General features: G+C 68.9%; 9 protein-coding genes. 4 read left to right on the top strand and 5 right to left on the bottom strand.

The window, feature by feature from the left end; all coding sequences use genetic code 11:
- Positions 1 to 137: 137 nt before the first annotated feature.
- Together NGB36_RS26285 and NGB36_RS26280 are read left to right on the top strand one after the other, a co-directional pair.
- Positions 138 to 461 carry a hypothetical protein gene (locus NGB36_RS26285; RefSeq protein ID WP_255923007.1) on the top strand — a complete coding sequence of 108 codons (324 nt, stop codon included), beginning with the start codon at positions 138 to 140 and terminating at the stop codon, positions 459 to 461.
- Between the two features lie 65 nt (positions 462 to 526).
- On the top strand, positions 527 to 4,429 hold the full coding sequence (locus NGB36_RS26280) for a Pls/PosA family non-ribosomal peptide synthetase (protein WP_372509535.1): 3,903 nt from the start codon (positions 527 to 529) through the stop codon (positions 4,427 to 4,429).
- Positions 4,430 to 4,548: 119 nt separating this feature from the next.
- Here NGB36_RS26280 and NGB36_RS26275 read toward each other — a convergent pair whose 3' ends face one another.
- Together NGB36_RS26275 and NGB36_RS33915 are read right to left on the bottom strand one after the other, a co-directional pair.
- Entirely contained in the window at positions 4,549 to 6,879 is a 2,331-nt protein-coding gene (locus NGB36_RS26275) for an ArnT family glycosyltransferase (protein WP_255923006.1), read from the bottom strand.
- A 132-nt stretch (positions 6,880 to 7,011) separates the two neighbouring features.
- The gene (locus tag NGB36_RS33915; protein ID WP_372509536.1) at positions 7,012 to 7,221 is read right to left on the bottom strand and encodes a hypothetical protein; all 210 of its coding nucleotides are present in this window, start codon (positions 7,219 to 7,221) and stop codon (positions 7,012 to 7,014) included.
- A gap of 262 nt (positions 7,222 to 7,483) precedes the next feature.
- Here NGB36_RS33915 and NGB36_RS26270 point away from each other — a divergent pair, with 262 nt between their 5' ends.
- Positions 7,484 to 8,200, top strand: coding sequence for a polysaccharide deacetylase family protein (locus NGB36_RS26270; protein ID WP_255923005.1), 717 nt, complete (start codon positions 7,484 to 7,486; stop codon positions 8,198 to 8,200).
- A 402-nt stretch (positions 8,201 to 8,602) separates the two neighbouring features.
- Here the strand turns inward: NGB36_RS26270 and NGB36_RS26265 are convergent, their stop codons facing one another.
- Both NGB36_RS26265 and NGB36_RS26260 read right to left on the bottom strand, forming a co-directional pair.
- Positions 8,603 to 9,412, bottom strand: coding sequence for a rhomboid family intramembrane serine protease (locus NGB36_RS26265; RefSeq protein ID WP_255923004.1), 810 nt, complete (start codon positions 9,410 to 9,412; stop codon positions 8,603 to 8,605).
- Between the two features lie 1,011 nt (positions 9,413 to 10,423).
- Positions 10,424 to 10,720, bottom strand: coding sequence for a GYD domain-containing protein (locus NGB36_RS26260; protein ID WP_255923003.1), 297 nt, complete (start codon positions 10,718 to 10,720; stop codon positions 10,424 to 10,426).
- A gap of 557 nt (positions 10,721 to 11,277) precedes the next feature.
- Between NGB36_RS26260 and thrS the strand changes: the two genes are divergently transcribed.
- Positions 11,278 to 12,507: a threonine--tRNA ligase gene (thrS, locus tag NGB36_RS26255; protein ID WP_255923002.1), complete on the top strand. Its 1,230-nt coding sequence runs from the start codon at positions 11,278 to 11,280 to the stop codon at positions 12,505 to 12,507.
- Positions 12,508 to 12,523: 16 nt separating this feature from the next.
- On the opposite strand, the gene NGB36_RS26250 is transcribed toward thrS, so the two are convergent.
- Entirely contained in the window at positions 12,524 to 12,976 is a 453-nt protein-coding gene (locus tag NGB36_RS26250) for a DUF2267 domain-containing protein (protein WP_255923001.1), read from the bottom strand.
- Between the last annotated feature and the right edge of the window lie 254 nt (positions 12,977 to 13,230).

Genomic DNA, 13,230 nt, shown 5'->3' with positions numbered 1-13,230 from the left:
TCGCGCCGTCCAAGCGGTACACGCCAGTGAGGACTCGACCGGCCCCCCGCGAAGGCGGGACGACCGGCAACACCAGCCGTCGAGGCCTTACAAGCGCTGCGGTGCACCACAACGTTTTCACAGGTTCGGCTCATATCATGCGCGCCGCAGAGACGACGGCGTCTCTTTGGGGAGGGGTCAACCTCGTGCTGAAGATGTTGTTGCTGTGGGCAGTTCGGGCCGCTGTGGCCGGAACTGCGCTGGGCTGGGTGCCGGTCGCGGGTGGGATATCCGCCGCCGTGGGCAGCTTCGAACCCTCACCCGTGGTCTTCCGTAGTGGCAGGAAGATCAGGGGCTTCGTCATCGGCGGCGCACAGGCTGTCCCGTTCGCGGCTGGGGGCAGCGGCACTGCCCATGAGGTCGGGCGCACCATCGCAACGTCCGGGGCACAGTGCGCTGAACGGACGGGCTCGGCCGCGTGAGCGACGCGCGTGCGACTGATCAAGGATTGACGGTCAGTCAGAGTTTGATCGGTGCTCAGAAAAACGTGCACTTCGGAACCGGCCACGCAGGCGGTGACGTCCCCGCGGTCCACCGACCCGCGGACGCCCTCAAGGGTTCCGGTGCGGTCTGGCCGGTGCGACCGGCCGCCGCGCCACGGACGCTGCTGGACGTGCTGGACGCTACCGCCGAGCGCCTGCCGCAGGCCGCGGCGCTCGATGCAGGCGGAACTGTCCTGAACTACCGGAGGCTGCGCGCGATGGCCGGAGATCTGGCCGGCCGACTCGGGTCGGACGGTGTCGGCCCCGGCGATCGGGTGGGCGTGCGGGTGCCCTCCGGCACCGTGGACTTGTACGTGGCGATCCTTGGCATTTTGTGCGCGGGCGCCGCTTACGTGCCGGTCGACGTTGACGACCCCGACGAGCGAGCCGAGATGATCTGGGAGGACGCCGGGGTCTGCGCCATCATCGGCGAGGGCTGCTCCGTGGCCGAGGGGCCGAAGCCGCCCGGCGGGCGGCCGGGGACTCCAACGGTCACCGATGACGCCTGGATCATCTTCACCTCCGGAACCACCGGGCGGCCCAAGGGCGTCGCGGTCAGTCACCGTTCCGCGGCCGCCTTCGTGGACGCCGAGGCCCGGCTCTTCCTGCAGGATGCCCCGCTGGGGCCCGGCGACCGGGTGCTGGCCGGACTCTCGGTGGCGTTCGACGCTTCCTGTGAGGAGATGTGGCTTGCCTGGCGGCACGGCGCCTGTTTGGTGCCGGCGCCGCGGTCGCTGGTCAAGGCCGGCACCGATCTCGGCCCTTGGCTGGTGGAGCGCCGCATCACCGTCGTCTCGACCGTGCCCACCCTGGTCGCGCTGTGGCCCGCCGAGGCCCTCGACCGGGTCCGGCTGCTGATCGTCGGCGGTGAGGCGTGCCCCGCCGAATTGGTCGAGCGGCTCGACACTCCCGGCCGCGAGTTCTGGAACACCTATGGTCCCACCGAGACCACCGTCGTCGCCTGCGCCTCGCTGATGCGCGCCGGCCAACCCGTGCGCATCGGTGAACCGTTGGACGGCTGGGAGCTGGCCGTCGTCGACAAGGAGGGCAAGGCGGTCGCCTGGGGGGAGACGGGCGAGCTGCTGATCGGCGGTGTGGGCGCGGCCCGTTACCTCGACCCGGCCAAGGACGCCGAGAAGTACCGTCCGCACCCCGCCCTGGGCAGCGAGCGGATCTACCGCAGCGGCGACCTGGTGCGGGCCGAGCCCGAGGGCCTGGTCTTCGTCGGCCGCGCCGACGAGCAGGTCAAGCTGGGCGGGCGGCGCATCGAACTCGGCGAGGTCGATGCGGCCCTCCAGGCGCTGCCCGGCGTGCGTGCCGCTGCTTCCGCCGTGCAGAAGACCGCGGCGGGCGGTCAGGTGCTCGTCGGCTACCTGGTGCTGGAGCGGGCTGACGTCCCGTTCGACGAGGCCGCGGCCCGGGAGTTGCTGCTTGAGCGGCTGCCGCGGGCATTGGTGCCGGTCCTCGCGGTGGTCGGCGATCTGCCCACCCGGACCTCGGGCAAGGTGGACCGCAAGGCGCTGCCCTGGCCGCTGACCGGACGTGACGATCCAGCAGGCGGCGGTGCCGCGCTGGAGGGTACGGCCGGGTGGCTGGCCGAGCTGTGGCAGAACCTGCTGGGCGTCCCCGCAGGCGCCGAAAGCGACTTCTTCGCCCTCGGCGGCACCAGCCTCGCCGCGGCCCGGCTGGTCTCGATGCTCCGTGAACGGTTCCCCGGCGCCTCCGTGGCCGACCTCTATCACCAGCCTCGGCTGGCGGACCTCGCCGCCCACCTGGACAACGGCGCAGGTCAGGAAAACGAGAACCGCCAGGTCCGTCCGACCCCGCTGTGGGTCGGTCCGTACCAGGCGATCGTCATCACGGTCTTGTACTGCGTCACCGGAGTCCGTTGGGTGCTCGGCCTCGCGGCCGTCGACAACGTCATCGGTCCGCTGGCCTGGACGCCGCACACATCCTGGTGGCTGATCGCCGGCGGCTGGCTCGTCCTGTCCAGTCCCTTCGGCCGCTGTGTCATCGGCGCCCTGGGCGCCCGGCTGCTCACCGGCGGCCTGCGCCTGGGCTCCTACCCGCGCGGCGGTCTGGCGCACCTGCGGCTGTGGACCGCGGAGCGGCTGGTGGAGACCTTCAACGTGGCTGGTGTGCTAGGCACTCCGCTGGCCCGGCGTTACGCCCGCATGCTGGGCTGCAGGGTCGGCAAGGACGTGGAGCTGCACGCGATGCCGCCGGTCACCGGCTACGCGGTGTTCGGCGACGGGTGTGTGCTGGAGCCGGAGGTGGACGCGGCCGGATGGTGGCTGGACGGCGACGTCCTGCACCTGGGCAGCGTGCGCGTCGGCCCCGGGGCCAGGGCGGGCACCCGCAGCATGCTGATGCCGGGCACGGAGATCGGGGTGGGCGCTGAGATCATGCCGGGCAGCTGTGTGATGGGCCGTGTCCCGGCCCACGAGCGCTGGCACGGCACGCCCGCCCGGCGGGACGAGGGCGTACAGCCGGACGTCTGGCCCGCGCCGCGCTACCGGCGGTCCTGGTTCTGGGACTTGGCCTACACCGTCTCGCTGCCGTTATTGCAGGCGCTGCCCATCGCGACGGCTGTTCCCGCACTGCTGCTGGTGTACAAGCTGGTCGGGCACGACCCCACATACACCTACGTCGTCGAGCTGATACTGGCACTCACCGCGCCGCTGGCCCTGGGCACGATGGCCGTGTACGCGCTGATGGTCGCCGCTTTGGTGCGGCTGTTCTCCCGGTCGCTCAAGCCGGGGACGTACCCGGCGCACGGCCGGGTGGCGCTGTGCGTGTGGTTCGTCCACCAGCTGATGGACACCGTCAGGACCGACCTGTTCCCGCTGTACGCGAGCCTGCTCACGCCCACCTGGCTGCGCATGCTCGGGGCGAAGGTCGGCACGGGAGTGGAGGCCTCCACGGTCCTGGCGCTGCCGGGCCTGATGGAGATCGGCGACCACGCCTTCCTCGCCGACGACACGCTGGTCGCACCCTTCGAGGTGCGCGGAGGCTGGCTGCGGCTGGGACGCGCGAGCGTGGGACAGCGCTCGTTCGTGGGCAACTCCGGCATCGTCGGCCCCGAGCGGCAACTGGCGGCCGACACGCTGGTGGGCGTGCTGTCCGACGCACCCTCGAACACCGAGCCGGGCACCTCCTGGCTGGGCCGCCCCGGCTTCACCATCCAGCGTGTGTCGGAGGGCACGGACGACGCGGGCCGCACCTACGCGCCGCCGGCCCGGCTGAAGTGGGCACGAGGAATGGTGGAGTTCTGCCGCTTCCTGCCCGTGATCCTCGCCGTGACGCTGGGCGACGTGGTGATGATGGGGCTCCAGGCGGTGCTCAACTACTACGGCCTGGATGACTGTGCCCTCTGCGCCGGCCCGCTGCTGCTCGCCTGCGGTGTGACGGCCTGCCTGACCACCACGTTCGCCAAGTGGTTCCTGGTGGGGCGGTTCCGAGTGGGACAGCGCCCTCTGTGGAGTTCGTTCGTGTGGCGCAACGAGCTCTACGACATCTTCGTCGAGGAGCTGGCGATGCCGTGGCTCGGGCAGTCGCTGCTGGGCACTCCGTTCCTCAACATGTGGCTGCGCAGCCTGGGCGCGAAGATCGGCCGGGGCGTGTGGTGCGAAAGCCACTGGCTCCCGGAGACCGACCTGGTCAGGCTCAACGCCGGTGTCTCGGTCAACCGCGGAGTCGTGGTGCAGACCCACCTCTTCCACGACCGGCTGATGCGGATGGACGCCATCGACGTGGCCGCCGGAGCGACGCTCGGCCCCCACTCGATCGTCCTGCTCGGCTCGACCCTCGGCGAAGGCTCGGTGATCGGCCCCTCATCCCTGGTCATGCGCGGTGAATCCGTCCCGGCCGGAACGCGTTGGGTGGGCAACCCGGTGGCCCGCTGGTAGCACATGCTCCGTCCTCCTGCCGAACCCGGGCTTCACCCGACATGGCGAAGGGCCCGGACCGAACCTGAGGCGACCGGTCCGGGCTTTTCACTGGCTGGTTCTCGGGCGGGCCGGGGATTTCAGTGCTCGGCCGTGCATTGGTAGAGCGTCTGTCCCTGCGATCCGCCGGCCATTGTGGTCTGGCCTGATACCGCGGTGGTTGTGCCTGCGTAGTCCTTGGCCGGGACCTGAGAGCAGTTCGATTTCACCCAGTTGGTGATCTTCGCCGCCGGAGTGCTCGCATCGGAGGTGCCGCCGCCGAAGAACGCACCCATGCCGCTCTCACCGCCCACCAGCACGAAGTTGAGCTTGCCGGAGTTCACCAATTGCTGGAATGCCGGCAGGCTCGGGAACGGGACCTGTCCGGTGAAGCCGCCCATCGCCAGGACGTTGGCGCCGGTGTCGACGATGTAGGGGGAGGCCGTGCTCCAGCTGTTGGTCGCGAAGTCGTACTCGGAAGACCCCTTGTGCGCCGCGGTGTAGTCGAGCAACTGCTGCTGCTGGGCGTCGAGTTGAGTGGAGCTGCCACCGAACCCGCCGAAGCTTCTGCCGCCGCGCGAGGCGCCGTGGTCCGTCATCGCCGCGAACCGGCCGCCGCCGCTCCCGCCCCCGAAACCCGAAGACGGGCCGACGCTGCCCATCATCGACGTCATCGAACTGCTCGAGGCGAAGACCTGCGAGGCCCACGCGGCCGGGGCGACCAGCATCGAGACCAGGCCGACCAACAAGCCCACGATGGCCACGCGGCCCCTGCCCACCGGGCGCCGTCCGGGGCGGCCGACAGCGAGGGCGATGACCGAGCCCAGGCCCAGAACGATCGAGGCGGGCGCGAGCCAGGACTGGAAGGAGGGGAACTGCGACGAGATGTAGGCGCTCCAGACCGCAGTGGCACCCACCGCGACCGGCAGCGCCCAGGCACGCGGGCCGCCGGCCCGGTACGCCCGCCACATCAGGGCGACGCCGCCGCCCGCCAGCGCGGCGCACGGCACTGCGATCACGCCCATGTAGTACGTGTGGCCGCTTACGGCGCCCGCGCTGAACACCAGGAAGTACGTGACGAGCCAGACGCCCCAGAGCAGGAAACCCGCACGGATCTTGTCTGTACGTGGCGCGCGGCGGCGCCATACCAGGCCGCAGACGGTGGCGAGGGCTGCGAGCGGGTAGAGCCAGCCGGTCTGCGAGGCGAGCGCGGAGCCGAACATCTTGCCCCAGCCATTCTCGCCAGCACCGAAGCCGCCACCGGAGTGCGCCGCAGCGTTCATGTCGCCGTGTGCGCCGTCCGCCTGGCCGCCGCCGTACATCCCGCGGTGGTAACCGCCGAACGCGCCGCCCGCACCCGTCGTCCAGGAACCGCCGTAGCCGGAGCCGCTGTTGCCGGTGCGGTACTGGCCGCTTCCACCGCCAAGACCACCGCCAAGACCACCGCCAACGTGGCCGCCGCCGTACTGACCTGCGCCGAGCTGGCCGAAGTGGCCCTCACCACCGGCCGCCCCGAAGCCGCCGCGGTGGCCGCCGCCCTGAGTCGCACTGATACTGCCCGTGTCGCTGGCGTTCAGGCCGACCGAGGAGAAGCGGTTGAGGAAGTTGTAGCCGACGACCATGCTGAACGCGGAGTTGTTGGTCGTGCCGTCGATATAGGGACGGTCCTTGGCCGGGGTGAGGGCGACCGCGACCACCCAGACCGAAGACACCGCGACCGTCACCACTGCGGCGAGCAGGACGTGGACGATCCGCTTACGCAACGCAGCGGGCGCCGTGACCAGGTAGACCACCGCGAGCGCGGGCAGGACGGCCCAAGCCTCCAGCATCTTGGCCTGAAAACCAATGCCGACCCAGACTCCGGCCATGATCAGCGAACGTAGCCGGCCGCTGTGCGCCGCGCGCTGGGTGGCACCAGCCGCCAGCAGCACGCACAGCGTGAACATGGGATCTTCGGTCTGGGTACGGAACAGGCCGTCCGCGGCCGGGATGCACAGGAAAGCGCCGCTGGCGAGCAGTGCCGCGTTGACACCCATCCAGCGCCGCACGACACGGTAGAGGACAACAACGCTGGCGACACCCTCAAGGACCTGGGGGAGAGTCAGCGCCCATGAGTGGAATCCGAAGAGGCGCGCCGACAGCGCCTGCGGCCACAGGAATCCGGGCAGCTTGTCGATCGTGATCGAGTTAGCCGGGTCGAACGATCCGAAGAAGAAGGCCTTCCAACTCTCCGACATGCTCCGCACAGCGTCGGCGTAGAACGAGTGGAAAGGGCTGGTGGATATGCCCCATGCGTACAGCAACGCCGCAAGCATGACGATGACCAGCAATACGGGACGTACGTATGCAGGTTGGTCGTCCGGCGATTGCCACGGCGCACGGCGGGGCGGCCAGCCGGCGGGGGCTGTCGGGGTCAGCACAGTCGTCACCATGTCCAGCAGTCTCCATGACGCCAGGCAGCGGGCACGCCACAGGAGCCGGAACACAGAAATTTCTCACACAATCGTGCAGAAGTTCTTAGTCGGCATGACTGATCCTTTGGGATGTGTTTGCCGACTGAATGACTAACCGGCCCCGGCCGACCGCCCCTCCGCGAGTCCGCCCCAGGGACGTTTCAAAGCCTTTTGATCACGGTGTTGTCCGGTCCGGAAGCGGGCGATGACGGCGTGGCCGGGAGCCGTATTCGCCGTGCTCATGCGATAGGCCGCGTCCTCGCGGCACCGGCGGTCGATCTGGCGGGAGGAGCGTTCGCCCTGGCAGGGGGCGTAGAGCAGCAGAGCAAGAACCGCAAGCCTGCATCAGCATGGGATGCGGTGGGAGCGGCCGGCCAGCCTCCGTGCGCGTCAGGCTGGGCAAGGGGCGGGTGTCCCCCTCGCGCGCTGATCGTCTGTGCACCCGGCGCCCGCCGGGATCGGCCGCGCCGCCGCCCAGGCGCGCGCGGATCACGTGCTGTGCCCCGGTTTCCATGTGTGTCCCGCGGGCAGAGGGCTGGCAGGGGGATACAGAGCGCGCTGGTGATGCCTTATGCCGAACCGGATGAACTGGCGGCGGGTGCTGATCACGGGGGCCGCTGCCGCGGTCGCGATGACGCCCGCGGGTGCGGTGGGCGCGCACGCCGCGGCCCCAAGGCCCGCGCCCAACTGCCTCGTGACCAAGTGCGTCGCGCTGAGCTTCGACGACGGCCCTTCTCGGTACACCCCGCAGCTGCTCGGCACCCTTGAGGCACGGCACGCGGTGGCCACATTCTTCCTCATCGGGCCGCACGCCCTTGCCTACCGGCAGGACGTGCTGCGCGAGTACCGGGACGGCGATGCGATCGGGGATCACACCGTCCACCACCCGGACCTCACCAAGATCTCCTCGGCGCGGGTCAGCTACGAGATCAACACCGCCGCCCAGCAGATCGCGTCGATCACCGGGCACCGGCCGACGATGCTCAGGCCTCCGTACGGCGCATGGAACGCCAGGGTGCGGTCGCTGGCCGGGAAGGCGGGGCTGTCGGTGATCATGTGGAACGTCGACCCGCAGGACTGGAAGTACCACAACACCCCGCTCATCGAGCGGCGCGTGCTCGCCGCAGTGCGGCCGGGCGCGATCATCGAGATGCACGACACGTACGCGACCACCCCTCCGGCCATTCCGCAGATCCTCACCACCCTCAAGGCCCGCGGCTACAGCCTGGTCACCCTGCCACAGCTGTTCGCGAAGACCGGCGGCATGAAGCCGGGCGTGGTGTACCACCACGGACCCTGATCAACTCCCGCATCACCGCGTGCGCCTCGGGGTGCGGCCCGAGCAGCTGGCACCAGCAGGCGGCGCGACCGATCGAGCAGGACGAGGGCGATCACGGCTGCTGGCTGAGCCGGCGCGCGACGGCCGCGCCACCCACGCAGCCCTGGCCGCGCCCACCGGCCGGCATGAGGCAACGTCCGTTCGACCGGGGGTCTACCCACGGTCGCCCCCGCCGAGCAGCATCACCTGCTACCTGACGGACGCCGAGTGGGAACTGGACCAGCTCGATCGCTCTGGTGAGTTCATCGGATCCAGCACATGGCGCCGGTCTCGCGCCGTCAGAGCAGGCCGCACACCGGAGGCCGCGAGGCAATCCCAAGCCGTTCGGATGCTGTGTGAGGAGATCGGTTGGGTGGCCAGCGCTCATGTGTGGTGGGCTTGGCTGCGGCGCCGCGGGACGGGTGGGGGTGGGGTGCCGGGACGCAGCGGCAGGGCGATGAGGAGCCCGACGATGAAGCCGATTACGTGGGCGATGTAGGCCACTGCTTCTGCCCCTGTCGCGACGCCGTTGCCGGTGGAGTAGAGCGCCTGCAGGACGAACCACATGCCCAAGATCAGCCAGGCGGGCAGCCGCAGCGGGATGAAGAACAGGAACGGCACCAGGCTCCACACCCGGGCCCTGGGGTAGAGCACCAGGTAGGCGCCGAGGACGCCGGCGATCGCTCCGGATGCCCCGACCAGGGGTTGTGTGGAGGCGGGGTCGGTCAGGGCGAAGCCGTATCCGGCGGCGTATCCGCAGACGAGGTAGAACAGCAGGTAGCGCAGTCGTCCCATGCGGTCTTCGATGTTGTTGCCGAAGATCCACAAGAAGAGCATGTTGCCGAGCAGGTGCAGCCAGCTGCCGTGGACGAACATCGCGGTCAGCACCGACAGGGCGGGAGGCTTGCCGTAAGGGCGTGGCCCGAGCAGGCAGCCTACGCCGTGCGGGCCGATGCCGACCTGGCCGACGGGGACGAGGCCGGGTGGCCGGTTGAGGATCAGTTCGCGGGGCACGGCACCCCAGTGCTCGACGAATGCCTGCAGCTGGCACAGTTGGCTGGCCGTGACGTTGCCCGCCAGGGTGTGTGCGGCGGCGGGCATGCGCAGGAAAACCACGACGTTCGCCGCGATCAGCCCGTACGTGATCCACGGTGTGCGGCGCACCGGATTGACGTCATGGACGGGTATGACCACACAGGGACACTGCCCGCGGACGGGCAGACCATCCCAGCAAGCGGATGTGTCAGAGCCGAAAAGGTTGTGTGCGCCTGATTCGAACGCGTGATCACCGTGCGACCCGCGCCAACCGGAGCCCCTTGGGCCGCCCTGTCTCCTACTCGCAGCACACGCCTCTGCGGTTGCGCAGTTTCACCGGACGGCGCAGTGTGGTGGGGGGTGCCGTACTCACCGGTAAGTCAACCAGCTTGGGGCCGCTTCCGTGGTGGAGAGCGTGGTGGAGAGGGAGTGCAGGCTCAGGGGCGTGATCCCGGGAAGCTTTGTGGCGCCGGGCAATGAGGCGGGGCATTCGAGCGTCAAGCGTGCGGCATATCAACTGTTCGAGAAAGCAGGAGGCTTGGCCATGGGTATGCCCATCCCTACGCCCGCGTTGTTGATCGTTTCTGACAGAAATGACGGCAGCATGGCGCGCTATGCAACTCGGGATGGCGACGTAGTACAGGAAGACTTCACTAAAGGCACCTATCAGGGGTGGTATTTCGCGCCGTCTGACAACGGCGATAATGTTTTTAGGATTCAGCAGCCTTCAGCGGAAACCACCAATGCGATGACCCTGAGCCTGGACCTGGGCGCTGGCGGCTTGGCTCCCCATACCCCACTCGTTGTCAGTGTGGACGACCCTAATTCCGCCAGTCAGCTGTGGGCCCTGACGGAGAATCCAGGGCGGCCCGGGGTTTTTCGCATCGGACCCAACGAGGCGGTCCCCGGGACGCTCGCGATGGACGTGAGGGGAGGAGGGAATCATCCGGGCACCCAGGTTCAACTCTTCCCACCGCAGCCCCATTCGCGTCAACTAATCAGGAATGGCAGCTCAGGGTCATCCTCTGAAGGCGGCGATCCACGCCATCATCTGGTCGAACTTCGCCCACCAGCGGGCAGGGCTTGCGCTGTGACCTGCTGCGGCCACCGCCTGTCCGGTTTGGTGGGCGTCATGCCCGGTGATTCCCAAGCTCCTGAGGCTGGACTCACTCATCCGGCGGCTTTGGCAATGACCCGGTCCATCTCTTCTCGGCTGAAAGCCCTCAGGGTCGTGGTGCGGACGTTGCCTATCCCGCCGATCTGCAGGAGAGCCGCAGTGGCGGCTTCATCGTCGGGTGCCTCAACGATGATCACTATGTCGTATGGTCCGACAGTCCAGTAAATATTCACGAGCTTCGCCCCGAACTTCCCCAGCGCTGCGGCGAACGCGTCGGCACGCTTTGCGGTGTCCCTATACGTCCGGATCCCCTGATCAGTCCAGTTCGTCAGCGCAACGTAGGTCGGCATGCTCTTCCACCTCCAAGAAGCGAGACGTAGTGAAACCACCCTAGATTCGGTCACAGCATCTCGCACCTGCACAACTTGGAACCGGTTGGCTGCACCACGGCCGCGGCTGAGGAGCAACCGCGCCTGACGGTCCAACCGCGACCGCACTCGACCGCCGGCAACTCCAGCCAGCCGACCGACCAGCTGAGCAGACCTGGAGAACCGTTCCGCCGTTAGCCCGCCTCGAGATGGTCACTCATCGAGTCACGTACGCTGCGGGCGCTTCGAGTATCCGGCGTGTGTCGGGGTCGGGCCATGAATAGGCGTATTCAGACTCAGATAGCCGCTTCGCGCACTCGATGGGTCTGCCTGTCAGACAGTGGAGTACCACCGAGAAAACGACGGCGTGGAGATCGGGCGAATCTGCTACGGTCGCCTCCATGAAGCGCGCTGGTATGACGACGACGCCGGAGAGTGTCCCGGCGCGCTGACAGCTGTTGTGAGTCCGAAGCCCCGGGGCGAGCGCCCCGGGGCTTCGGCTTGCGGTCACTCGTCCCAGCACCCGCGAGGAGACCGCCATGCATGACCACCGCAAGCTCGGCCGTGAGCTGGGCCTGTTCGACACCGACCCGCTGATCGGCGCCGGGCTGCCCTACTGGCTGCCTGACGGCGCGGCCGTGCGGCACAGCCTGGAGGAGTACATCCGCGACCAAGAGCGGCGGGCTGGCTACTGGCATGTGTACTCGCCGGTGCTCGGCAAGCGGGACCTGTACGAGATCTCCGGGCACTGGTCGCACTACAGCGACGACATGTTCCCGCCCATGGATCTGGGCGGTGAGCAGGTCGTGCTGCGGCCGAGCCTGTGCCCCCATCACGCGGTGATCTACCGCTCCCGCTCCCACAGTTATCGAGAGCTGCCCCTGCGGATGGCCGAGCTGGGCGGCATGTACCGCTCGGAGCCGTCCGGCGTGCTGGGCGGGCTGACCCGCGTGCGGGCCATCCAGCTCAACGATGCTCACATCTTCTGCACCCTGGACCAGGTCGCCGGCGAGGCGCAGGCCGCCCTGGAGATGATCCGCAGGGCGTACCAGGCGCTGGGCATCACCCCGGCCCGCTACCGGCTCTCGCTGCCCGGACCGGGCGGCAAGTACGTGGCCGCCCCCGAGATGTGGCGGCGGTCCGTCGCCCTGCTGACCCAGATCCTGGACCGCTGCGGCTTGCCGTACGAGGCGGCCGAGGGCGAGGCAGCGTTCTACGGGCCCAAGATCGACGTCCAGATCAGTGACAGCGTCGGCCGGGAGTCGACCCTGTCCACCGTCCAGGTCGACTTCCACCAACCCGAGCGGTTCGGCCTGCACTACATCGGTGCCGACGGCGCCAAGCACCGCCCGGTCATGGTCCACCGCAGCATCATCGGCAGCGTGGAGCGGGCCGTCGCCCACCTGATCGAGCAGCACGGCGGCGCCTTCCCCGCCTGGCTGGCGCCCACCCAGCTCGTGATCCTCCCGGTGTCCGACGCCGAGGTGGACCAAGCCGCACGGCTCGCCGAGCGATGCGCCGACCAAGGGCTGCGGACCGATCTCGCCGGGCCGGAGCACGGCACTTTGGGCGCCCGCATCCGGGCCGCCCGGCTCGTGCCCTACCAGGCGGTGATCGGTGCCAAGGAGGCCGCCGACGACCAGGTCGCCCTGCGACTGCGCGACGGACGTCGCCTGAACGCCCTCGCCGCCTCCGAGGTGTTGAACCGCATCAGCGCTCTCGTCGACGCTCACCGTATCGAACTGTGGGACACCGATACCGGGGCATGAAACATACGACGGCCACCTAGGCAGGGTCGGCCTGGGCGGAGAGGTGCTCGGCCGGGACGGTCGTCGACAGCTGGGCTCGGCCGAACAACAGCGCGTATCCCGGGGGAAGTCGGCGCACCATGCGGTCGACGAGCTCGTCCCCGGCGAGTTCGGCGACGACGCTCAGCACCGAGCCGGCGTCCCAACGCGCAATGGCCGGGGTCGTGTTCTCGATTCCGTCGATTCCGTCGACCCCGGCGGCGACGCTGTCGACGAACTGCGCCGCGGTCAACGGCCTGACCGCGGCCTTCTGCCCCAGCAACAGGCCCGCCGCCTCGGTCGGCAGGCGTCGGGACAGCATGATGCGTTCCGTCCCCGTCAGCTGTCCGCCGAGGGCGGACAGCACGATCCGGATGATGCGCTCGGCCTTGCGGGTGGTGGTGTACTGCCCGCGCTCGCGCACCTGGCCGACGAGATCGCTCCACCGCATGGCTTGTTTCTCTCCCTCCCTGACGTGGGGTCCAGCGATGCCCATGCGCAGATCTATATAGATCACTTTAAGGAAAGTTGACAACCCCCGGCTCAGGGGTGTCGGCCAGGCGTCCCGCGCAGTCGTCAGTCGCCAGCCGACGCGGTGCCCGACCCGGTCATCGCCGCTTCCGGACCGCCTTCGCGGGCACGGCTCATCTGGCATGAGATGTAAAGGAGTTGGCTGGAGAGTCGTTACCGATGGATGTGGAGGAG

It is taken from the genome of Streptomyces humicola (assembly GCF_024436035.1).
In the GTDB taxonomy this organism is placed as follows: Bacteria; Actinomycetota; Actinomycetes; order Streptomycetales; family Streptomycetaceae; genus Streptantibioticus_B; species Streptantibioticus_B humicola.
The sequence above is the reverse complement of the archived record's forward strand: the minus strand, read 5'-3'. Positions and strand labels throughout refer to the sequence as shown.